The organism is Asanoa iriomotensis, from assembly GCF_016862515.1.
Taxonomy (GTDB): domain Bacteria; phylum Actinomycetota; class Actinomycetes; order Mycobacteriales; family Micromonosporaceae; genus Asanoa; species Asanoa iriomotensis.
Genome location: NZ_BONC01000002.1, coordinates 1 through 20667 on the forward strand (window position 1 = coordinate 1; position 20667 = coordinate 20667).

Consider the following 20667-nt stretch of genomic DNA (forward strand, 5'->3'; position numbering starts at 1 on the left):
TGGGCATGCAGCCCGAAGAGCCGACCACGACCGCGCCCGCGCCGACCTCGGCGCCCGTGGCGACCGCCGCGCCGACGTCGGCGGCGCCCGTGACGTTCACCCTGGAGCAACTCGTCAGCGCGCTGCGCTCCGCCGCGCCGGCCGCGCCGACCCCGGCGCCCGACCCCGGCCCGACCGCGGTCAACCCGACGGCGCGTCCGCTGCCCGGTCAGACGTTCACCCGCGAGCGGCCCGCCGCTCCGGCGGTGCACCCGCTGGCCTACCGGCCGGAGGTGCTTGACCGGCTACAGGCCGCGCTCGATGCCCGGTCGCCGGGTCGGTTCGTCGCGGACAACCCGGACGCGACCTTCGCCACGCTGGTGACCGGCACCCTCGGCGCCGGGCGCGTGTGGGGCTCCAACGTGCTCGCCGGTCCGCGGCTGCTGCACGTGGTCGCGAACATCCCCCGCCAGCCCGCGGACGCGATCTTCGCGCAGTTCCCGCAGTTGACCCTGCCGACCGCTCAGGCCTCGGTCGGCGAGGGCGTGACGGTGACGGAGTACGCCACGTCCGCCGCGGGCAGCCTGACCATGGGTCGGTTCGGCCGCTGGACGGACCTGAGCGAAGAGTCGCAGGTCGGCGCCGACGCGGGCGCGATCATCGGAATGCACCAACTCGGCATCGCGCTCGACATGGACAAGGTGCTCATCGACGGCGTGGAGACGGCGGCCGGCGCCGCGGTCGCGTTCACCGCCGACGTTCCCGCGGCGATCCGGTCGGCCATGGCCAAGGTGATGGCCGCGACCGCGGCCGAAGACCCGGCTGACCTGACCATCCTCGTGCACCCGGACAACGCGGCCCTGCTACAGGACGTCACCCCGACCGGCGGTGCGACGATCGCGGAGAAGTTCCAGCGGTTCAGCGGCGGTCTGGTCTACCCGAGTAACGCGGTCAACACCGGGTTCATCACGGTGGCCAACCTGAAGGTGGGTACCCGCTATTTCGAGGTGCACGGCGCCCGGACGCTGACCGACGTCAACGTCAAGACCAACGTGGAGACGATCGCCACGTCGGCGCTCGGCGGCTACGGCATCACAGTCACGACCGGCTTCGCGGTCATGGTGGACGTCGTCACGCCCTGAGTTGGGCGCACTCGCTCAGGACGTGACGCACGAAGCGGCCCGCTACCCTTAACCGTCCGGGGGTAGCGGGCCGCTTCGTGTCTCTGCGTTGGCGCTCAGCCGGCGCGGCGGCGCTCCTGAGTCGGGATCCACCGCGGGCGCCGCGGCCCCGACGTGATCTCGTCCGCGACGATCTTCACGTGGTCCGGGGGCGGGACGTGGTGAGCGTGGCTGGCCACGACGACGTCGGCGCCACCGTCGGCGTGCATCTTCATGGCGCCGGCCGCATCCGCCACCCCCACAAGTCGCCAGCCTTGCGACTGGATCCACCAAATGCAGGTGTCAACGCCAGCCTGCGCGCGTTCCGAGTAGCCGGGGGTCGGGCGCACCACCACCGCGCGGATCATGCGCGGATCTCGGCCAGCAGGGCGCCCAACACGTGCTTGAGCGCGGCGGTCTGCGCGCGGCTCAACTCGTACACGTGGCGGTCGCTCCCGACCCGTGCCGCAAGCTCGATCCATGTCGGGGCGGGGCGCACGATCCCCCGCGACAGCCGTAGGTCGATCTCGACAAGCTGAGGCCGGTCAGGGTTCACGCTGTGCCAGCGGCTGACGTGCTCGCCGTTTTCGGCACAGTCGGTCCGGATGCACCACGATGGGTGCGCGAGCCGCTGTCGCGTCTGCTGTGCGGACGGGGCGGGTTCGGGCAGGATGTTCACGGGCCACCTCCTGGGGTGGTCAAGGGCCGGGAGCCACGGTGTTCACGCACCGCCCGGCCCGTCCTTTGTTCCTGACCCACTCGACGCTACAGGGGTGGTCCGTGGTGGTCCATGGTCTGCCATAACAGAACGTGGCCTATCGCCCACGGCTACGTTCGGGCCATGGAGCTGGAGATCGACCACGAGGGACCGGTGCCGGTCTACCGCCAACTCGTGGACTCGATCCGCGCGGCGATCGAGTCGGGGGAGTTCCAACCCGGCCGGCCGATTCCCTCGGTGGTCCAGCTCGTGCAGACCTACGGCGTGGCGCGCGGCACGGCGCTCAAGGCTCTGCGGGTCCTGGTGGACGAAGGTCTTGTGGAGATCGTGCAGGGTCGGGGAGCCTACGTCACGCGGCGTTGACACGTCAGCGTCAAGCCTTCCGACCCCTCGCGGAGGAATGACCGTAGTGAACGATCGACCGACCACCCGATCGGGTACCCAGCTACCCCGTCGGGTGCACGCGGGATATGCCCTCGGTTCGCTGGTCACCGGCGCTTTCGGCACGGTGCCCGGTCTGCTGCTGGCGCCGTACCTCACCGACACCCTCGGGGTGGCCGCCTGGCTCGCCGGCGTGCTGGTCTGGGCACCCAAGGCCTGGGACGTGCTGGTCAACCCCGTGGCCGGGCGGATCTCCGACCGCACCCGCGGCCGGTGGGGCGCCCGCCGTCCGTACCTGCTGGTGGGTGGTCTGGTCCTCGCCGTGCTGTTCGCGGCGATCTTCGCGGCGCCGTTCGGCTCCGGGCAGGGCGCCTACGTCGCCCTCGCGTTCCTGCTGGCGGCGACCGCGTACGCCTTCTTCCAGGTGCCCTACGTGGCGATGCCCGCCGAGCTGACCGACGACTACAGCGAGCGGACCCGGCTGCTGACCTGGCGGGTCGCGGTGCTCGCGATCGCGATCCTGGTCTCCGGCGCGATCGCACCCCTGGTGGTCAACGCCGGCGGCGAGGGGATCCCGGGCCACCGCTGGATGGGCGTGTTCGTCGCCGGGCTGATCGTGATCGGCACGATCGCGGTGTTCGCGGGCACCGCCGGCGCGCCGACCGGAACGGTCAAGGAGAGCGAGCCGTCGCTGCGCGCCCAACTCGCGGTGGCGTCCCGCAACCGGCCGTTCAAGCTGCTGCTGATCTGCTTCGTGATCCAGGCCGTGGGGATCGCGATGATCCTGGCCGGCGTGCAGTACTTCGCCGACCACGTCCTCGACTCCCCCGACACCGGCCCGACGGTGTTGTTCGCCTGCTTCGTCGCGCCGGCCCTGCTGGTCATGCCACTGTGGACCCGGGTGGGCGCGCGGGTCGGCAAGGCGCGGGCGTTCGTGCTGGCGTCGCTGCTGTTCGCCTCCGCCGCCGTGCTGCTCGTGCTCGCACCGGTGCTGCCGGCCGCGGTCGTCTACGTGATCGTCGGGCTGATGGGCGTCGCGTACGCCGGACAGCAGGTGTTCGGGATGGCCATGCTGCCGGACTGCATCGCGTACGACACCGCCCGCACCGGCAAGCGGCAGGCCGGCGTGTTCACCGGCCTGTGGACCGCCGGCGAGACGTTCGGCCTCGCCCTCGGCCCCGGCATCTACCTGCTGGTCCTGCAGATCTTCGGGTACGTCTCGTCGTCGTCCGGCGTGGCCGCGGCCCAGGACAGCACCGCGCGGTTGGGGGTGCTGCTGGGCTTCACCGTGTTGCCGGGGCTGATCGTGGGGCTGGCGGTGCTGCTGATGCGCGGCTACGACCTGACCGAGGCGAAGCTGCGGGCGGCGGTCGACGTGCCGGCGCCCGCGGTGGTCAACTAGCGTTTCCAGCCATGTTGTCGCCACAGGGTGTGCCGGCCGACCAGATCCTCGACGAGCTGCGCGGGCTGCGCGCGGCCGACCAGCCGACGCACGGCGGACGGCTGTTCGCCTACGTCTACGACCCCGGCGTGCCCGGGCTCGACGAGTTGGCTCACGCGGCGCACGCGATCTCCGCGTCGGTCAACGGCCTCGACCCGACCGCGTTCCCGTCGCTGCTGGCTCTCGAAAACGCACTCGTCGGTGCGGCGGCGGGGCTGCTCGGCGGCGGGCCGGGCACGAGCGCGCCGGACGTGGTCGGCAACGTGACCAGCGGCGGCACCGAGTCGCTGATCCTGGCGGTGAAGGCCGCCCGGGACGCCCGGCCGGACCTCGCCGAGCCACGGATCGTGGTGCCGGTGACCGGGCACGCCGCGTTCGCGAAGGCGGCGCACTACCTGGGCGTGCGGCTCGACGCCGTGCCGGTCTCCGTCGACACGCTGCGTCCGCCGGTTTCCGACGTCGCCGCCGCGATCACCGCTGACACCGTGCTGGTCGCCTGCTCGGCGCCGTCTTATGCGCACGGGGTGGTCGACCCGGTCGCCGAGATCGCAGCGGTGGCGGCAGCGGCCGGGGTGCGCTGCCACGTCGACGCCTGCTTCGGCGGTTGGACGCTGCCCTACCTGCGCCGGCTCGGCGCCGATCTGCCCGCGTTCGACTTCGCGGTGCCCGGCGTCACGTCGATCTCGGTGGACCTGCACAAGTACGCGTACGCGCCGAAGGGCACGTCCGTGCTGCTGCACCGCGACCCGTCGCTGCGAGCACCGCAGTACTTCGCCTTCGGCGACTGGCCCGGCTACACGATGATCAACCCGGGCGTCTCGTCGACCCGCTCGGGCGGTCCGATCGCGGCGGCGTACGCCACCCTGCGCCGGATCGGCGACGACGGCTACCTGCGGCTGGCCGAGATCACCCGGGACGCGGTTTCCGGGCTGGCGGCGGCGGTCGAGGCGGTGGACGGGCTGCGGCTGATGGCGCCGGCCGACACGACGGTCGTCTGCTTCACCAGCACCCCCGGCGGGCCCGACCTGTTCGTGCTGGCCGACGAGCTGACCGAGCGGGGCTTCCACACCCAGGCGCAGCTGTCGTACGGGGACCTGCCGGCCAGCATCCACCTGACCGTGACGGCCTCGGTGGCGCCGCACGTGGCCGAGTTCGGTGTGGCGCTGGCCGAGGCGGCCGCCCGCGCCCGGGTCCCGGCCGCGCTGCCGCCGGGGCTCCTGGACACGGTGGCGGCGCTGGACCCGGCGACGCTGACCAGCGAGGTGGTGGCCGGGCTGGCCGCCGGGTTGGGCCTCGGCGGACCGGGCGGACCGCTGCCGGCCCGGACGGCCGCGATCAACACCCTGCTCGACGCCGCACCCGTCCCGGTCCGCGAGCGCCTCCTGGTCGAGTTCCTGGGCCTGCTGCAACGCCCGACCTTCGACTAGCCTGGAAGTCGTGGAACTGCCCGCCGTACTCGGAGAACCCATCCGGTTCGTGCTCAACTGGGGCCGGCGCTACTCGCTGTGGGTCTTCAACTTCGGCCTGGCCTGCTGCGCGATCGAGTTCATCGCCAGCAGCATGGGCCGGCACGACTTCATGCGGCTCGGCGTCATCCCGTTCGCACACGGGCCGCGGCAGGCCGACCTGATGGTCGTGTCGGGCACCGTGACCGACAAGATGGCGCCGGCGATCAAGCGGCTCTACGACCAGATGCCCGAGCCGAAGTACGTGATCTCGTTCGGCGCCTGCTCCAACTGCGGCGGGCCCTACTGGGACTCCTACTCGGTGACCAAGGGCGTCGACCAGATCATCCCGGTGGACGTGTACGTGCCCGGTTGCCCGCCCCGGCCCGAGGCGCTCATGCACGGCATCCTCCGCCTGCAGGACAAGATCGCCGGTGAGCAGGCCGGCCCGGGCGGCGTGTCCCGCCCCGACCCGCTGGCGTTGACCGCGCCGCTGGTGCCGCCGCCCAACGGCGACCGCCGCTGATGGCGCGAATCCTCATCACGGGCGCGTCCGACGGGCTCGGCCGGGCGCTCGCGCTGGCCCTGGCCTCGCAGGGGCACGAGCTGGTGCTGCACGGGCGGCACGCGGACCGGCTGGCCGAGGTGGCGCGCGCGACCGGCGCCGTGGCACTGCGGGCCGACCTGGCGTCGCCCGCCGCCGTGCGCGCGCTGGCCGCGGAGGTCGCGGACCGCTGCGACGCGCTCGACGTGCTGGTCAACAACGCCGCCGTCGGCTTCGGAGCGCCCGGCGCGCCGCGCGAGCTGACCGGCGAGGGCATCGAACTGCGGTTGGCTGTCAACTATCTGGCGCCGTACCTCCTGTCGCGTCTGCTGTTGCCCTTGCTGCGCAAGTCGGCGCGTGCGCGGATCGTCAACGTCGCGTCGATCGGCCAAGCCGACATCGACCTTGACGACCTCATGATGGCGCAGGAGTACGACGGAATCCGCGCCTACCGCCGGGCCAAGCTGGCCATGATCTGCGACACGTTCGACCTCGCGGCCCAGCTGCACGGCACCGGCATCACCGCCAACTGCCTGCATCCGGCGACGCTGATGCCGACCACGCTGGTGCGGGTCGCGCAGTTCGCACCGGTGTCGACCCTGGAGCAGGGCCTGCGCGCCACGCTGCGGCTCGTCGTCGACCCGGCGCTCGACGAGGTGACGGGTGTCTACTTCGACGGCGAGCGCGAGGAGCGGGTCCGGGCGCAGGCCTACGACCCCGCGTTCCGGGCCGCGCTGGCCGCCCGCGCGGCGGAGTTGACGGAATCCTGACATGACCCGGGTGGCGCGCTGGGTCTAGCGTTCCGCTCATGACCGACGAACGGCGTTCCACCCACCTGCTGGACGTGCTCACCACCGAGTTCGGCCAGCTGATGGCGCTCGACCCCGCCGCCTTCCGGCGCAAGTTCCGCAAGATGGCGGCGTCGCCGTTCGCGTTCTACCGGGGCAGTGCCGCGGTCTTCTACGCCGACCTCACCGGCCACTTCGCCGACGACCGGTTCCTCGACGAGCGGACGAGCCGGGTGTGGATCCACGGCGACCTGCACGCCGAGAACTTCGGCACCTACATGAACGGCTCCGGCGAGCTGGTCTTCAACGTCAACGACTTCGACGAGGCGTACGTCGGGCCGTTCTCCTGGGACCTCAAGCGGTTCGCGGCGAGCGTGGCGCTGATCGGCTACGCCAAGGCGCTCTCCGACGACGTGATCAGCGACCTGGTCGGCCGGTTCGCCGACGCCTACCTGACCGAGCTGCGCGCGATCGCGGCCGGCGGCGACGACGCGATCGGCTCGATCACGCTGGCCAACGCCGACGGCGTGCTGCGCACCGTGCTCCAGCAGGCCCGGCTGAGCACGCGGGTGTCGATGCTCGACGCCCAGACCACGATCGACAACTTCGAGCGGCGGTTCGCGATCGGCGACGGTGTCTACGAGATCGACGACGCCCGCCGTTCCGCGGTGGTCGCGGCGTTCGACAAGTACCTGGAGACGCTGCCGGCGCAGCTCGCGGCGCACCGGCCGGTGGCCACCCGGATCAAGGACGTGGTGCTGCGCAAGGGCGTCGGGATCGGCTCGGCCGGGCTGCCCTCCTACAACCTGCTGCTGGAAGGGCACACGCAGGCGCTGGAGAACGACGTCGTCATCTACATGAAGCAGGCGCAGGTGCCGGCGGTGGCCCGGCACATCACGGACGGTCACGTCCGTGACTACTTCCAGCACCAGGGGCACCGGACGGCCGAGTCGCAGCGGGCGCTGCAGGCGCACGCCGACCCGTGGGTGGGCTTCACCGAGCTGGACGGCATCGGGCAACTCGTCGCCGAGGTCTCGCCGTACGCCGCCGATCTGGACTGGTCCGACGTCAACGAGCCCGACGAGCTGGCCGGCGTGGTCGGCGACCTGGGCCGCGCGGTGGCCCGGATGCACTCCGTCGCCGACGACGAGTCCAGCCACGACCTGGTCGACTTCTCCACCGAGGAGTCGATCGTGGCGGCGGTCGACAAGGACGAGCGCGGGTTCGTCACCCACCTGGTCGAGTTCGCACACGCCTACGGCGTGCGGGCCCGGGCGGACCACCAGATCTTCGTCGACCTGTTCCGCAACGGGCGGATGCAGGGCCTCGATTGATGCCTGGAAGTCGGATTACGGGTCGTTCGTCCCATCGCTAACCTGGCGCTGTGCCTGGTCTTCGCGACAACTTCAGCCACTGGTTGCCGTCTGACGAAGAGGCGACCCGGGTGGCCATAACAAGCGGCATGGTTGTCCTCGACGCGAACGTGCTCCTGGACGCCTACCGGTTCACGCCCGACTCGCGCGCCGACCTGCTGAATGCGATCCGCGCGGTCGGCGAGCGGTTGTGGATACCGCACCAGGTGGCGCTGGAGTTCCACAAGAACCGGGCGGATGTCATCGCAAGCCATGGCGGATCCTACAAGGAGGCGATCGAAGCGATATCGCGTTTTAAGGCGGACGTCGAGAAGGAGCTCAAACCTAAGGTCGCCAACTTCGTCAAGCGCGTCGCCCTGCCGGAGAGGGCGGGCGAATCGATACTTGGCAAGGTCCTCGATGGGCTCGGCGCGGCAATCGCGCAGCTAGAGCAGCTTCGGGACCGTCACGGCATCGGCGCCGACGCGATGCGCCGCGACCCGATCTACGAGCAACTCGAGAAGCTCCTCGACGGGAAGGTTGGCGCGCCGCTGGCTGACGCTGACGAGAAGGCGGCTCGGACCGAAGCTGCCCGTCGCGTGAAGGAGAAAGTTCCACCGGGGTTCGGCGATGTTGGTAAATCTGACCCGGCCGGCGACTACCTTCTCTGGCGCCAGACACTGAACGAAGCGAGGGACAGGCAGCTACCGCTGTTGTTCGTGACCCGTGACACGACGAAAGACGACTGGGTGTGGCGACCGTCCGGCCGCACGCTTGGGGCCCTGCCTGACTTGGTCGCAGAGGCGAAGCGGGAGGCCGGCGTCGACTTTGTGCTTTTGACAACGCAGTCGTTCCTTCATCACGCCAGAACCTCGCTCAAGGCCGACGTCAGTGAAGACACCATCCAACAGGCTGCGGAACTGCCGCCGCCGAGCGAGGATGCCAGGCAGACGCGGAAGCCTATCCAACAGACTTTGCGGGCCACGTTGCCGACTCCCGACGAAGAATGGGCGCGCCTCATAGAAGCAGGACGCTACTTTGTGGACACGTCGCCGATAACCGCAATTCAGCTGCGCGAACTCTGGGAACCTGCCCAGCAAGTGGCGGACGTCGAAGAACTCAACCGGCTGTTGCTTGATCTCAGGCAGAGACTACGTGCGCGTAACCTTCGGCAGCCGCCGCAGCCGGAAGACGACCCCAAGGCTTGAAGCGCCTCTGGGACGAGTGGGGTGCCTGATTTCACCTGAATGCGCGGATCAGGCCAGGGTCGTGTGCACGTTGAACGCCTCAAGCCAGCGTTGGGTCAGGTACACCCACACCGGTCGCCGCCGGCCAGTCGTTTCTACGTTTCATCTGGCCACCACGCGGCACGGGCGAGGTCGACGCGGCCGTTCCTGAGCGGCGTCGCCTCGCCGACGTGGCGGGCCAGGGCCTCCTGCTCGTGGCCCGGCACCACTCGGCCGTTGGCGGCCACCACGCGGTGCCAGGGGACGCCGCCGCCGTGCTTGGCCATGATCGAGCCGACCAGGCGGGCGGACGAGCGGCCCGAGCGCTCCGACAGGTAGTCGGCGATCGCACCGTAGGACATCGCCCGTCCCGGTGGGATGCGTTCGACCACCGCGAGCACTTCCTCCACGTACTCCTCCGGCTCCACGCCGGCCACACTATGGGATCTCAAAGTGATCTTGGGTGACCGACCGCGCAGAATGGACCCCGTGCGCGAAGCAGTCACGACGGCTCGCCGGATCGTCGTCAAGATCGGGTCGTCGTCGCTGACCACGGCCGACGGTGGGCTCGACGCCGGCCGGGTCGACGCCCTGGCCGACGTGCTGGCCGCGGCCTGCCAGGACGGCCGCGAGGTGGTGCTGGTCTCGTCCGGCGCGATCGCCGCTGGCCTCGCCCCCCTGCGCATCCCGCGGCGCCCGCGCGACCTGGCCACGCAGCAGGCCGCCGCGTCCGTCGGCCAAGGGCTCCTGATCGGGCGGTACGCGGCCGCGTTCGCCCGCCACGGCCTGACCGTGGGCCAGGTGCTGCTGACCGCCGACGACGTGACCCGGCGCGCGCACTACCGCAACGCCTACCGGACGCTGCGCAAGCTGCTCGACCTCGGCGCCGTGCCGATCGTCAACGAGAACGACACGGTGGCCACCGACGAGATCCGGTTCGGCGACAACGACCGCCTCGCCGCGCTGGTCGCGGCGCTGGTCGACGCTGAGCTGCTGGTGCTGCTCTCCGACGTCGACGCCCTCTACACCGGCGACCCGCGCAAGCCCGGCACCCAGAAGATCGACGAGGTGCGCGGCGAGGACGACCTGGCCGGCGTGACGATCGGTGGCGCGGGCAAGGCCGGCGTCGGCACCGGCGGCATGGTGACCAAGGTGGAGGCCGCCCGGATCGCCACCGGCTTCGGCATTCCGGTCGTGCTGACCGCGGCACCCCACGCGCGGGCCGCGCTGGCCGGCGAGCCGGTCGGCACCCTGTTCCACCGGATGGGCCAGCGGCCCGCCGCCCGGCTGTTCTGGCTGGCCCACGCCACCTCGCCGCGCGGTCGGCTGCACCTCGACCCCGGCGCCGTGCAGGCGGTGGTGGCCCGCCGCAAGTCCCTGCTCCCCGCCGGCATCACCGCGGTCGACGGTGTGTTCACCGCCGGCGACCCGGTCGACCTCGTCGACAGCGATGGCGAGCCGGTCGCCCGGGGCCTGGTCAACTACGACGCGGTGGAGCTGCCCGCGCTGCTCGGCCGCTCGACCGGCGACCTGGCCGCCGAGCTGGGCCCGGGCTATGAGCGTGAGGTCGTCCACCGCGACGACCTGGTATTGCTGTAAGAGGGTTTGGAACGGACCGTTCCTATGCGGAAAGCGTTAACAACGGACCGTTCCTTTCGAGAGGGGCAGAGATGAGCGTGCGGGAGCAGGCCGAGCGGGCTCGGGTGGCGGCGGTCACCCTCGCGGCGACGCCACGGGCGGCCAAGGACCATGCCCTGCTCGTGATGGCGGACGCGCTGGTCGCGCGCACGCCGGAGATCCTCGAGGCGAACACCGCCGACGTGGCTGCCGGCCGCGCCGCCGGCCTTTCCGACGCGATCCTCGACCGGCTCGCGTTGACCCAGCCGCGGGTCGGCGCCATCGCCGGCGCCCTGCGCGACATGGCCGCGCTGCCCGACCCGGTCGGCGAGGTCGTCCGCGGCTCGACCCTGCCCAACGGGCTCGAGCTGCGGCAGATCCGGGTGCCGTTCGGCGTCGTCGGCATGATCTACGAGGGCCGGCCCAACGTCACGGTCGACGCCGCCGGCATCTGCCTCAAGTCCGGCAACGCGGCGCTGCTGCGCGGCTCGTCCTCGGCCGCCGACTCCAACGCGATGCTGGTCGAGATCCTCCGCTACGCCCTCGAGGTGGCCGGGCTGCCGGCCGACGCGGTGCAGCTGCTCGACTCGTCCACCCGCGACTCGGTCAAGGAGCTGATGCGCGCCCGCGGCCTGGTCGACGTGCTGATCCCGCGCGGCGGCGCCTCGCTGATCCGCGCGGTCGTCGAGGAGTCGACGGTGCCGGTGATCGAGACGGGTGTCGGCAACTGCCACGTCTACGTCGACGCCGCCGCCGACCTCGACAAGGCGCTGGCGATCGTGCTCAACTCCAAGACCCAGCGGCTGTCCACCTGCAACACCGCCGAGTCACTGCTGGTGCACGCGGACGTCGCCGACGCGTTCCTGCCCCGGGTGCTGGCCGCGTTCGCCGAGGCCGGGGTGACCGTGCACGGCTCGCCCGAGGTGGCCGCCCACTCCGCCGCGGTGGTGCCGGCGACCGACGAGGACTTCGCCACCGAATACCTCTCGGCCGACATCTCCGCCACGGTCGTGCCCTCGCTCGCGGCGGCCGTCGAGCACATCCGCCGCTACGGCACGCAGCACACCGAGGCGATCGTCACCGAGTCGCTGGGCGCGTCCCGCGAGTTCGTGGCGGCCGTCGACGCGGCCGCGGTGATGGTCAACGCGTCGACCCGGTTCACCGACGGTGGCGAGTTCGGCTTCGGCGCCGAGATCGGCATCTCGACACAGAAGCTGCACGCCCGGGGCCCGATGGGCCTGCCGGAGCTGACCTCCACCAAATACGTGGTGACCGGGGACGGCCAACTGCGGTCCTAGCGCTCCGCGAACTCCACGACCACCTTGATGTCGTCGGCGCGCGGCGGCGCGTACGCCTCGGCGTAGTGCTCCACCGGCACCCGGCGGGTGATCAACCGGGTCAGCCACTTGCGGTCGGCGGAGGACAGCGCGTCGGCGCCTGCCTTCCAGTGCCGGGCGTTGGCGTTCACCGAGCCGAAGACCACGTTGTTCTCCAGCACCAGGGCCCGGTTGAGCGCGCCCGCGTCCACCGGGATCTGGTGCCCGCCGGTGGACACGCCGGTCAGGCAGACGATGCCGCACGGCCCGACGTGGTCCATCACGCCGAACACGACCGGCGCCGCGCCGGTGCACTCCAGCACCAGGTCGGGCGCGAAACCGAGCTCGTGCACAGGCTTGCTGTGGTACGTCGCACCGAGGTCATGGGTCAGCTGCGGCTTGGGCCCGTCGGTGGCCAGGTCGAGCACGTGCACGTCGAGGCCGCGCTGCTTGCCCAGCAGGGCGGCCAGCAGCCCGATCGGCCCGGCCCCGGTGACCAGCACGTTCTCGGGCTCCCAGGGGTCGCGCTCGACGAACCGGTCGATCAGCTCCCAGGCCTTGGCGACCACGCTGGTGGGCTCCAGCAGCACCCCGAGCAGGCCCAGCGTCTGGTCGAGCTTGACCGCGTGCCCGGGCTCGATCCGCCACCGGTCGCGGGCGAAGCCGTCGAGGCCCTTGATGCCGTGTTCGGTGTACTGCCCGTTGCGGCACATGTCCCACTGGCCGGCCGCGCAGTTGGCGCACGGCACGGGGTCGGGGTGCCGGACGATCCCGGCGACGAGGTCGCCCCACTTGAACTGGCCGGTCGGGTCCTCGACCACCCGGCCGAGCGACTCGTGCCCGAGGACCAGCCTGTCGTCGCCGGGCGGGGCCTCGCCGTAGTCGGCCGCGATGATCTCGCGGTCGGTGCCGCAGACCCCGACGGCGACCGCCTCGACCAGCAGACCGCCCTCCCGCTCGTCCGGTTCGGGAAAGTCCGGGTCGAGGCGCAGTGAGTCTCTGGTCCCGGGTGTGACGGTCAGGGCCCGCATAGGAACCATCTTGCGCGGCGCGCGGTGCCCGCGCGCGGAAACGCCGCTCAGCTGAGGCAGATCTCCCCGTCCTCGCTGGCCACGACCGTGCCGGCGGGGAACGGCTTCGACTCCTCGGCGGCGATCGTGGCGGGAATGGCCGGGTCGTCCCGCAGCACGTACCAGGGTCCGACGCAGGTCGGCGACTCGCGCAGCGTGGCGGTCACCCGATCCTGCGCCTCGGTGAGCGTCAGCCGCTCGTTGGCGAACAACTGCTGGGACCCGTCCCGCCGCGCCTCGTAGGTCACCCACGACACCGCGATCGTCTCACCCGGGCAGATCACGTCCGCGGCGATGACCAGGTTGCTGCCGTTCGCGGTCGCGCTCACGGTCGATGCGCAGGCGGGCGGCGGCATGGCCGGCTCGGTCGGCCGGCCGGTGCGCGGGCCGCCGGCGTCCTGGCCCCGGCCCGGGGTCCTGGTCACGGCCGCGCTCGGGCCGCCCGCGGAGGCAGTCCCCATGCTGGGCGGCGCCGGCGACGGTGCGCCGGCCGTGGGCGCCAGGGTGTCCGCCGGCGCCGGCTGGTCCGCCACGACGGGTGCGGGCTGCTCCATCGCCGGCAGTTGCGCGAGACCGGCCACGGCGGCCACGGCCACCGCGGCGGCCGCCGTGACGCCCAACCGGCGTTGCCGGCGGCGCCGCACGGTGGTGTGCACCGACTCGACGCCGGGCGGGCGCAGGAAGGGGTCGATCGAGTCGGTGAGGTCGGTGAAGGCGTCCCGGACGCGGTCGGTCTCAAGCACTGCGTACCTCCGAGCCGGCCGGCACGTCGTCGGCCAGGCGCAGCGCGAGCGCCGCCCGACCGCGGTGCAACCAGGACTTGACCGTGCCCTCGGCCGCGCCGGTGAGCTCCGCGATCTCGGTGATCGACGCGTCGGCCAGGTAGAACAGCACCACCGCCTGCCGCTGCCGCTCCGGCAGGGTGGCCAGCGCGGCGCGCAGGGCGACGCCGTCAGGCCCCGGGCCGGGCGCGTGCTCCTCGCGGGCGCCGCGGGTCAGGTGCAGCAACCGCCGGGCCCGACGCCAGCGGCTCGTGGCGAGGTTCCAGGCGACCCGCCGGACCCAGGCGCCTGGATCATCCAAAGTGGACCAGCGCGGCCACGCCTTGCAGAACGCCTCCTGCACCACGTCCTGCGCCTCAGCCAGGTCGCCCGTGTGGGCGAACAGCTGATGCGTCAGGGGGCGGAACGACGCGGCGTAGAACTCCGCGAAGTCGAGCTTGTCGGGCGGCACAGCTCTCCCGGGGTCGAGGGCCCTATCACATTAGCCCGTCGATGCCGCGCCAAGAGATTGTCGTAATTCGGCCGACGCCGGGGCGTTGTTGGGGTGAAACTGAGAGCCATGACGCGATCGCGGCAAATCAACGGCTCGCAATCCCGTCGACTGGTCCAGGACCCGTGCGACGACGAAGGCTGCCCGAGCTGCTACGGCAACTCCGCACAGGCGGAGGCGGCACGCCGTGCCGGCCGCCTGCCGGACCGCACGCACCGCCTCGACGAGCGCCCGGAGACCGACTAGAGGCTGTCCGCGAACAGCTCCGGGAAGACCTTGGCCACCTTGGCGGTCAGGTAGTCGCCGTAGGTACCGGTGAACGCGACCGGGTCCGCGCCGTCCCAACGCGGCTCACCCGCCGCTGTCGTGCGGGCACGACCGGGCAGCGGCGGCACCTCGGCGCCGAAGTCCGGGTCGAAGAAGAAGGGGTACGACAGCCGCTCGTTGCCGCTGCGGTTGCGCACCCGGTGCAGGGTCGACCGGTACCACCCGCCGGTGAGCCGCTCCAGCATGTCGCCGATGTTGCAGACGAACGTGCCGGGCAGCGGGGGAGCGTCGACCCAGCCGCTCGGCGTACGCACCGAAAGTCCCCCGTTCTCGTCCTGCGCCAGCAGCGTGAGCAGGCCGTAGTCGGTGTGCTCCCCGACGCCCCACGCGTCGGTCTCCGGCGGCTGCGGCGGGTAGTGGAAGATCCGGAACAGCACGGTCGGCACCCGGGTGTAGCCGGCGGCGAAGTAGTCGGCCGGCAGGTCGAGGCTGCGGGCGACGCCGCGCAGCACGTCCTGGGCCAACGCGGTCAGCGCGGCCTGGTAGTCGAGCACCGCGTCGCGCAGCGCCGGCACGGCGGTGGGGAACAGGTTGCGGCCGTGCAGCGGCAGCCCGGCGCGCGGGTCGCCGGCCGGCAGCTCCTCGCCGAAGTAGATGCCCTCCTTGCGGTCGGGCCGACCCGCGGTCAGCTCGCCCCCGAGCGGGAAGTAGCCGCGCCAGGCCGGGCCGGCGTGCCGCATCGCGATCGCCATCTTCTCGGTCTCGGGCAGCGCGAAGAACTCCCTGGCCGCGGCGTCCAGTCGGGCGACCATGGCCGCCGGCACCCCGTGCCCGGTGACGTAGAAGAACCCGGTGTCCCGGCAGGCGGACTCGATCTCTCGCGCCACCTGATCGACATCGCCACCGGCACGCAGCGGACCCACATCGATCACCGGGAGCCTCGTCTGAGTCATGCCGAAAGCCTAGGATCTCCGCATGACCCCGGAGGAGATCGGAGCACGGCTCGTCGAGCTCGTCGCCGGTGACCCTTCCGTCTCCGGCGGCAACGCGCACGCCCGGGCGACCGTCGACGTCCCGCCCGACCGGTGGGCGCAGGCGGCCCTGGTCGCCCGCGACGACGCCGAGCTGGCCTGCGACTTCTTCGACTGGCTCTCCGCCGTCGACGAGCTCGACGAGGGCTTCGCCGTGGTCGCCCACCTCTGGTCGACCACGCGCAACCACGGCCTACTGCTGCGCACCCGGGTGTCGCGCGCCGAGCCGGTGGTCGACACGGTCGTGCCGATCTACCCGGGCGCGAGCTGGCACGAGCGCGAGACGCACGAGATGTTCGGCATCGACTTCGCCGGTCACCCCGACCTCAAGCCCCTGCTCCTGCCGCCGGAGTTCGAGGGCCACCCGCTGCGCAAGGAGTTCGTGCTGGCCTCCCGGGTCGCCAAGGCCTGGCCGGGCGCCAAGGAGCCCGGCGAGAGCGAGGCCGGCACCACCAAGCGCGCGCCGATGCGCCCGCCGGGCGTCCCCGCCCCGGGTGAATGGGGGCCGGCCTGATGCCACTCTGGCTCGAGGTCCTCGTCCGTGTGGTCGGCGTCGTCGCCGCGTTCCTGGTCCTCCCGCTGGTGGTCGGCCAGACCGAGCACAAGGTGATGGCACACATGCAGGGCCGGCTCGGCCCGATGTACGCCGGCGCCTACCACGGCTGGGCCCAGCTCATCGCCGACGGCATCAAGTTCGTGCAGAAGGAGGACGTGACGCCGGCCGCGGCGGACCGCACGGTGTTCCGCCTGGCTCCGATCGTCGCGCTGGTGCCCTACCTGCTGGTGCTGCTGGTCATCCCGCTCGGCCCGGGCGACCTGGTCGGGCAGAACCTCGACGTCGGGCTGTTCTTCGTGCTCGCGGTGCTCGGTGTCGGCGTGGTCGCGGTGCTCATGTCGGCCTGGGCCTCGGCCAACAAATACAGCCTCCTCGGCGGCCTGCGCGGCGCGGCACAGCTGCTCGGCTACGAGCTGCCGATGGTGCTCGCCGCGGCCAGCGTCGCGATGGCCGCCGGCACGTTGAGCCTGACCGGCATCGTCGAGGCCTGGCGGCCGTGGTGGTTGCTCTGGCAGCTGCCGGCGCTCGTGGTGTTCTTCGTCGCCGGGCTGGCCGAGATCCGCCGGCCGCCGTTCGACATGCCGATCGCCGACTCCGAGCTGGTGTTCGGCTACCTGACCGAATACACCGGCTTGCGCTTCGCCTTCTTCCTGCTCGCCGAATACGTCGGCATCGTGGTGATCGCGGCGCTGACCACGGTGCTGTTCCTCGGCGGCTGGAAGGGCCCGTTCGACGACCAGCTCGGCTGGCTGTGGACGCTGGTCAAGATCTTCGCGGTGGCGTTCGTGGTGATCTGGTTCCGGGTCGCCTACCCGCGGCTGCGCGAGGACCAGCTCCAGCGGCTGTGCTGGTTGGTGCTGGTGCCGGTGTCGCTCGGCCAGCTCGTGCTGACCGCCGCGGTGCGGGTGGCGCTGTGACCGCTGACCGCGAAGCGGCCGTGCGCCGGTTGATCGCCGACGTCTGGAACGGCACCAACGAGACGACGGCATACGAGCTGGTCGCGCCCGACTGCCCCGGCCTGGGCGCGAGCGGCCCGGCCGGCGTGCTCGCCTGGCACCAGGAACGCCGGGCGTCCTTTCCGGACCTGCGCTACAAGGTCGTCGACCTGGTCGTCAGCGGCGACCGGGCGGCCGTGCACTGGCGCGCCGCCGGCACACAGCTCGGGCAGTTCGGCCCGGTGCCGCCCACCGGCGCGGTGGTCAGCTACTCGGGCGCCACGTTCCTGCGCTTCGACGCCGACGGGTTGATCGCCGACGTGTGGAGCGTCAACGAGCTGTTCCAACTTCTTCAGCAACTCGGTGTCGAAATGTTGCCACCCGCTTAGCAGCGTGGTGACCGCACGCGCGCGTTGCGTGGTTAAATGCCGGCATCGACACGCGTCTGGGTGCGTCGGTGCCCACCCATAGCCCCCGGCGGCCGACCTCCGGCCCGCCGGACCGGCCGTGGTTCCGGCCCGAGCCGATCTCGCTGGCCCCCGTGGCCGAGCCGCCGGCGCCGGAGCCGACCGCCAACCCGGCCGGCGTCGCGCTGGCCAGGGTCTACGCGTTGTTCCCGGCGGCCATCCGGTTGAGTTGCGGCATCGCGGTCGCGGTCGTCGCGCTGGCGGTCCAGGAGCCTCCGGTGCAGTCGGTGCCGCTGGCGCTGGCCGTCGTCGTGCTGACGATCTGGTCCTACGTCTTCTATCGCCAGACCGTCGACAACGGCATCCGGGCCCGGGTCGTCCTGGTCGACGGCGCGCTCACCGCGATCGCCTGCCTGTGCATGCGGGTGCTGGTCGCGCCCGACGTGATGCCCGGCGGCGTGAGCTGGATCGCGGTGCTCGCCAGCACCTCGATCATCACGGCCCAGTTCGCGCTGCGCGTGGTGCACGGCGTGCTGTTCGGGTTCGTCCTGGCCGCCTCTTACTGCGTCGGAGCCTTGATCTCCGGCCACAAGGCCGAGGCGATCAGCCACACGATCCTGCTGGTCGTGCAGACGTTCCTCGCGGCCGGCCTGGTCTACGTCACCCGGCGCAGCGCCCGTGCCGCCGACGGGATCTTCACCGAGTACCAGCGCGCACACCGCGAGTCGGTGATCGCGCGGGCGGCCCGAGAGGCCGAGCGCAAGCAGAACCGCGACCTGCACGACACCGTGCTCTCGACGCTGACCATGGTCGGCCTCGGCGGCGTCGCCGGGCAGTCGCCGATGCTGCGCGCCCGGGCCTCGGCAGACCTGCGCACCCTGTTCGACCCGGCCCGCCGCCCGGTCGCCGACCCGGCGGCCAAGGTCTCGCTCGACGAGCGGCTGCGGCTGATCGTCGAGCGCTACGAGGGCTACCCACTGACCGCGGCGCTCGAGCCGTGTCTGGTGCCGTCGTCCGTCGCCGACGCGATCGCGGAGAGCGCCGACGCCGCGCTGTCCAACGTGGTGCGGCATGCCGAGGGATCGGTCGCCTGGCTGCGGCTGCACCAGACCCGGGAGTCGGCGACCGTCGAGGTGATCGACGTCGGCCCCGGCTTCGACATCGCCGCGATCCCACCGTATCGATACGGCATCCGCGAGTCGATCATGGCGCGGATGGCGGCGGTCGGCGGTGCCGCGCGGATCGACACCGCGCCCGGCAACGGGACGCGCATTCACCTGGAGTGGGTCGATGTCGGCTGAGCGGCTGCGCAGCGCCGGCGCCGCCGTGGTGGCCACGGCCGACCGGGGCGGCCGGGTCGCCGCCGTCGTCATCGCGTTCGGCTGGCATTTCGCGGTCAACGTGCCCGGCATCGCCGGCGGCTGGACCGACTACCGCGTGCCCTGGGCCGCGGCTGCCGGCTGGGTGCTGTTCGTCGTTGTCGGCGTGCTCGCCACCGCGCGGCTGTTCTACGGATTCGCGGTGCCGGTCCTCCCGCTGCTGGCCGTGCTGCTGATCGTCGACGTGCTGGTCATCGCCGTCACACCCGACCTGAAGATCTTCACCAGCCTCAACTGGGCCTGGGGCACGATCGGGTGGTTCGCGCTGCTCCTGCTCTACGACCGAGGCATCGGCACGCTGGTCGGCGTGCTCGTCGCCAACGCCGTCTTCGGCCTGGTCGGCGTCATCGCGGCCAGCCCCGACGGGCACGGCGCGGTCGACCTGAGCCGCTTCGTCATGTACATCTACGGCACCGGCGTCCTGCCCATCGCCCTCCACGCGGCGATGAGCGCTTTGCGCGAGACCGCGAGCAACGCAGCGGTCAGCGAGGCGGCCCGCGCCGCACTGGAGTCCGAGCGCCTCGGCGCCGCACACGCCCAGCAGGAACGCCAGGAGCGGCTCGGCATCGTCTCCGAGGCCGCCGGCGCCCTGCTGCACGACCTCGCCACCGGGCGCGCTGACCCGGCCGACCTCGACGTGCAGCGGTCCTGCGCGCTCGCCGCGGCCCGGCTCCGCCGCCTCATCGCCGAGTCCGATGACGTCCCCGACCCACTCCTGCACGAGCTGCGCGCCTGCGTCGACGTGGCCGAGCGCCAGGGCGTGCCGGTCGACCTGATCGCGGTCGGCGAGCTGCCCGAGCTCGACGTCGCGATCCGGCGCCGGCTCGCGGAGCCGTTGGCCGCGACGCTGGCGACCGCGCGGGACTGGGCCCGGGTGACGGTGGTGGCACAACCGGACGAGGTGGTGGTCAGCCTGACCACCCCGGCGACGGCGGGGCCGGCCAAGGAGGCGCACTCCTGGCCGATGAACGGCGTAGTGGACTACTGGTACGAGCGGGACGAGGAACTCCTATGGGCGCAGACACGATGGCGGGCGGCATGACGTACGGGTCGGGGGACGCACGGGTGGCGGTCGCGATCGTCGACGACCACCCCGTGGTCCTCGAGGGCGTGCGTTCGTGGCTGTCCGCCGACCCGCGGCTGGAGGTCGTGGCGACCGGCGACGACGTCGACGCGGTGCTGACCGCCGGCCCGGCCGACGTGATCCTGCTCGACCTGCGGCTGCACGGCCGGATGGTGGTCGACAAGGTGAGCGAGCTGTCCGCCTCCGGGCAGCGGGTGGTGGTCTACTCCGAGCACCACGAGCCGTCCACCATCCTCGCCGTGCTCGACGCGGGCGCGGTGGCGTTCCTCGCCAAGCACGAGGGGCGCGACCACTGCGTCGACACGGTGCTGGCCGCGGCCGCCGACCGGCCCTACGTGCCGCCCTCGCTGGCCGGCGCGATGGTCGGCGACCGGCGCAGCACCCGGCCGTCGCTGTCCGACAAGGAGCGTGAGGCGCTGCTGCTCTGGTTCCAGTCGATGTCCAAGGCGTCGGTGGCCAAGCGGATGCAGATCAGCGAGCACACCGTCAAGCAATACGTGGACCGGGCGCGGATCAAGTACGCCCGGGCCGGGCGGCCGGCGGCGACCAAATCGGCGCTGCTCGCGCGGGCGATCGAGGACGGGCTGATCCGGCCCGAAGAGATCGGGACGTACCGGTCATACGCGTCACCCGATCGGCCATCGGATTAACCCGCCGATCGACCGACCCCCGGTTGACTGTCATGACACTGCGTGCGCG

General features: G+C 71.9%; 23 protein-coding genes and 1 pseudogene. 17 read left to right on the forward strand and 7 right to left on the reverse strand.

Going from position 1 to position 20667, the window contains the following annotated elements:
- A pseudogene (locus Air01nite_RS01625) lies at positions 1–1121 on the forward strand (hypothetical protein); the annotation flags it as partial.
- Positions 1122–1216: 95 nt separating this feature from the next.
- On the opposite strand, the gene Air01nite_RS01630 reads toward Air01nite_RS01625, so the two are convergent.
- Together Air01nite_RS01630 and Air01nite_RS01635 are read right to left on the reverse strand one after the other, a co-directional pair.
- A complete protein-coding gene (locus Air01nite_RS01630) occupies positions 1217–1507 on the reverse strand; it encodes a hypothetical protein (protein WP_203699968.1) in 291 nt (96 codons plus the stop codon).
- Positions 1504–1818: a hypothetical protein gene (locus Air01nite_RS01635; RefSeq protein WP_203699969.1), complete on the reverse strand. Its 315-nt coding sequence runs from the start codon at positions 1816–1818 to the stop codon at positions 1504–1506. Before Air01nite_RS01635 ends, Air01nite_RS01630 begins: the two co-directional genes overlap by 4 nt.
- Before the next feature lie 162 nt (positions 1819–1980).
- Between Air01nite_RS01635 and Air01nite_RS01640 the strand changes: the two genes are divergently transcribed.
- The 7 genes from Air01nite_RS01640 to Air01nite_RS01670 are packed head-to-tail and all read left to right on the forward strand — an operon-like array spanning position 1981 to position 9016.
- Positions 1981–2220, forward strand: a complete 240-nt coding sequence (locus Air01nite_RS01640) for a GntR family transcriptional regulator (RefSeq protein ID WP_203699970.1) — start codon at positions 1981–1983, stop codon at positions 2218–2220.
- Positions 2221–2257: 37 nt separating this feature from the next.
- Entirely contained in the window at positions 2258–3640 is a 1383-nt protein-coding gene (locus tag Air01nite_RS01645; protein ID WP_203699971.1) for an MFS transporter, read from the forward strand.
- Positions 3641–3651: 11 nt separating this feature from the next.
- Positions 3652–5106 (forward strand): pyridoxal phosphate-dependent decarboxylase family protein, encoded by a 1455-nt coding sequence (locus Air01nite_RS01650; protein WP_203699972.1) that lies wholly within the window; start codon positions 3652–3654, stop codon positions 5104–5106.
- A gap of 10 nt (positions 5107–5116) precedes the next feature.
- Entirely contained in the window at positions 5117–5650 is a 534-nt protein-coding gene (locus tag Air01nite_RS01655) for an NADH-quinone oxidoreductase subunit B (RefSeq protein ID WP_203699973.1), read from the forward strand.
- On the forward strand, positions 5650–6438 hold the full coding sequence (locus tag Air01nite_RS01660; RefSeq protein ID WP_203699974.1) for an SDR family NAD(P)-dependent oxidoreductase: 789 nt from the start codon (positions 5650–5652) through the stop codon (positions 6436–6438). The genes Air01nite_RS01655 and Air01nite_RS01660 overlap by 1 nt, the downstream gene beginning before the upstream one ends.
- 38 nt (positions 6439–6476) lie before the next feature.
- A complete protein-coding gene (locus Air01nite_RS01665) occupies positions 6477–7790 on the forward strand; it encodes a DUF2252 domain-containing protein (RefSeq protein WP_203699975.1) in 1314 nt (437 codons plus the stop codon).
- Positions 7791–7840: 50 nt separating this feature from the next.
- Entirely contained in the window at positions 7841–9016 is a 1176-nt protein-coding gene (locus Air01nite_RS01670) for a PIN-like domain-containing protein (RefSeq protein WP_203699976.1), read from the forward strand.
- Between the two features lie 134 nt (positions 9017–9150).
- Here the strand turns inward: Air01nite_RS01670 and Air01nite_RS01675 are convergent, their stop codons facing one another.
- Entirely contained in the window at positions 9151–9462 is a 312-nt protein-coding gene (locus Air01nite_RS01675) for an MGMT family protein (RefSeq protein WP_203699977.1), read from the reverse strand.
- A 61-nt stretch (positions 9463–9523) separates the two neighbouring features.
- On the opposite strand from Air01nite_RS01675, the gene proB reads away from it, so the two are divergent.
- Together proB and Air01nite_RS01685 are read left to right on the forward strand one after the other, a co-directional pair.
- Entirely contained in the window at positions 9524–10633 is a 1110-nt protein-coding gene (gene proB, locus Air01nite_RS01680) for a glutamate 5-kinase (protein ID WP_203699978.1), read from the forward strand.
- Positions 10634–10704: 71 nt separating this feature from the next.
- On the forward strand, positions 10705–11949 hold the full coding sequence (locus tag Air01nite_RS01685; RefSeq protein ID WP_203699979.1) for a glutamate-5-semialdehyde dehydrogenase: 1245 nt from the start codon (positions 10705–10707) through the stop codon (positions 11947–11949).
- Here Air01nite_RS01685 and Air01nite_RS01690 read toward each other — a convergent pair.
- The 3 genes from Air01nite_RS01690 to Air01nite_RS01700 are packed head-to-tail and all read right to left on the reverse strand — an operon-like array spanning position 11946 to position 14270.
- The gene (locus Air01nite_RS01690; protein WP_203699980.1) at positions 11946–12998 is read right to left on the reverse strand and encodes a glucose 1-dehydrogenase; all 1053 of its coding nucleotides are present in this window, start codon (positions 12996–12998) and stop codon (positions 11946–11948) included. The two genes, Air01nite_RS01685 and Air01nite_RS01690, sit on opposite strands and share 4 nt — an antisense overlap.
- Before the next feature lie 47 nt (positions 12999–13045).
- Positions 13046–13780, reverse strand: coding sequence for a hypothetical protein (locus Air01nite_RS01695; RefSeq protein ID WP_203699981.1), 735 nt, complete (start codon positions 13778–13780; stop codon positions 13046–13048).
- The gene (locus Air01nite_RS01700; protein ID WP_203699982.1) at positions 13773–14270 is read right to left on the reverse strand and encodes a SigE family RNA polymerase sigma factor; all 498 of its coding nucleotides are present in this window, start codon (positions 14268–14270) and stop codon (positions 13773–13775) included. Before Air01nite_RS01700 ends, Air01nite_RS01695 begins: the two co-directional genes overlap by 8 nt.
- A gap of 108 nt (positions 14271–14378) precedes the next feature.
- Here Air01nite_RS01700 and Air01nite_RS01705 point away from each other — a divergent pair, with 108 nt between their 5' ends.
- A complete protein-coding gene (locus tag Air01nite_RS01705) occupies positions 14379–14555 on the forward strand; it encodes a hypothetical protein (protein ID WP_203699983.1) in 177 nt (58 codons plus the stop codon).
- Here Air01nite_RS01705 and Air01nite_RS01710 read toward each other — a convergent pair.
- The gene (locus Air01nite_RS01710; protein WP_203699984.1) at positions 14552–15529 is read right to left on the reverse strand and encodes an isopenicillin N synthase family dioxygenase; all 978 of its coding nucleotides are present in this window, start codon (positions 15527–15529) and stop codon (positions 14552–14554) included. The genes Air01nite_RS01705 and Air01nite_RS01710 overlap by 4 nt on opposite strands.
- Before the next feature lie 22 nt (positions 15530–15551).
- On the opposite strand from Air01nite_RS01710, the gene Air01nite_RS01715 reads away from it, so the two are divergent.
- The 6 genes from Air01nite_RS01715 to Air01nite_RS01740 all read left to right on the forward strand — a co-directional run bounded on the left by Air01nite_RS01715 (position 15552) and on the right by Air01nite_RS01740 (position 20618).
- Positions 15552–16121 (forward strand): NADH-quinone oxidoreductase subunit C, encoded by a 570-nt coding sequence (locus tag Air01nite_RS01715; RefSeq protein WP_203699985.1) that lies wholly within the window; start codon positions 15552–15554, stop codon positions 16119–16121.
- The gene (locus Air01nite_RS01720) at positions 16121–17080 is read left to right on the forward strand and encodes a complex I subunit 1/NuoH family protein (RefSeq protein WP_203699986.1); all 960 of its coding nucleotides are present in this window, start codon (positions 16121–16123) and stop codon (positions 17078–17080) included. Before Air01nite_RS01715 ends, Air01nite_RS01720 begins: the two co-directional genes overlap by 1 nt.
- Entirely contained in the window at positions 17077–17487 is a 411-nt protein-coding gene (locus Air01nite_RS01725) for an ester cyclase (protein WP_203699987.1), read from the forward strand. The genes Air01nite_RS01720 and Air01nite_RS01725 overlap by 4 nt, the downstream gene beginning before the upstream one ends.
- Positions 17488–17555: 68 nt before the next feature.
- The gene (locus tag Air01nite_RS01730) at positions 17556–18806 is read left to right on the forward strand and encodes a sensor histidine kinase (RefSeq protein WP_239090424.1); all 1251 of its coding nucleotides are present in this window, start codon (positions 17556–17558) and stop codon (positions 18804–18806) included.
- Positions 18796–19926, forward strand: a complete 1131-nt coding sequence (locus tag Air01nite_RS01735; protein ID WP_203699988.1) for a hypothetical protein — start codon at positions 18796–18798, stop codon at positions 19924–19926. Before Air01nite_RS01730 ends, Air01nite_RS01735 begins: the two co-directional genes overlap by 11 nt.
- On the forward strand, positions 19896–20618 hold the full coding sequence (locus tag Air01nite_RS01740) for a response regulator (protein WP_203699989.1): 723 nt from the start codon (positions 19896–19898) through the stop codon (positions 20616–20618). Before Air01nite_RS01735 ends, Air01nite_RS01740 begins: the two co-directional genes overlap by 31 nt.
- Positions 20619–20667 lie beyond the last annotated feature (49 nt).

What these genes read in the sequence shown, in the direction of transcription:
- Air01nite_RS01660 (WP_203699974.1), top strand. Translation starts at nt 5,650, where the DNA reads ATGGCGCGAATCCTCATCACGGGCGCGTCCGACGGGCTCGGCCGGGCG.
- Air01nite_RS01735 (WP_203699988.1), top strand. Translation starts at nt 18,796, where the DNA reads ATGTCGGCTGAGCGGCTGCGCAGCGCCGGCGCCGCCGTGGTGGCCACG.
- Air01nite_RS01640 (WP_203699970.1), top strand. Translation starts at nt 1,981, where the DNA reads ATGGAGCTGGAGATCGACCACGAGGGACCGGTGCCGGTCTACCGCCAA.
- Air01nite_RS01710 (WP_203699984.1), bottom strand. Translation starts at nt 15,529, where the DNA reads ATGACTCAGACGAGGCTCCCGGTGATCGATGTGGGTCCGCTGCGTGCC.
- Air01nite_RS01715 (WP_203699985.1), top strand. Translation starts at nt 15,552, where the DNA reads ATGACCCCGGAGGAGATCGGAGCACGGCTCGTCGAGCTCGTCGCCGGT.
- Air01nite_RS01690 (WP_203699980.1), bottom strand. Translation starts at nt 12,998, where the DNA reads ATGCGGGCCCTGACCGTCACACCCGGGACCAGAGACTCACTGCGCCTC.
- Air01nite_RS01665 (WP_203699975.1), top strand. Translation starts at nt 6,477, where the DNA reads ATGACCGACGAACGGCGTTCCACCCACCTGCTGGACGTGCTCACCACC.
- Air01nite_RS01720 (WP_203699986.1), top strand. Translation starts at nt 16,121, where the DNA reads ATGCCACTCTGGCTCGAGGTCCTCGTCCGTGTGGTCGGCGTCGTCGCC.
- Air01nite_RS01740 (WP_203699989.1), top strand. Translation starts at nt 19,896, where the DNA reads ATGGGCGCAGACACGATGGCGGGCGGCATGACGTACGGGTCGGGGGAC.
- Air01nite_RS01705 (WP_203699983.1), top strand. Translation starts at nt 14,379, where the DNA reads ATGACGCGATCGCGGCAAATCAACGGCTCGCAATCCCGTCGACTGGTC.
- Air01nite_RS01685 (WP_203699979.1), top strand. Translation starts at nt 10,705, where the DNA reads ATGAGCGTGCGGGAGCAGGCCGAGCGGGCTCGGGTGGCGGCGGTCACC.
- Air01nite_RS01650 (WP_203699972.1), top strand. Translation starts at nt 3,652, where the DNA reads ATGTTGTCGCCACAGGGTGTGCCGGCCGACCAGATCCTCGACGAGCTG.
- Air01nite_RS01630 (WP_203699968.1), bottom strand. Translation starts at nt 1,507, where the DNA reads ATGATCCGCGCGGTGGTGGTGCGCCCGACCCCCGGCTACTCGGAACGC.
- Air01nite_RS01645 (WP_203699971.1), top strand. Translation starts at nt 2,258, where the DNA reads ATGACCGTAGTGAACGATCGACCGACCACCCGATCGGGTACCCAGCTA.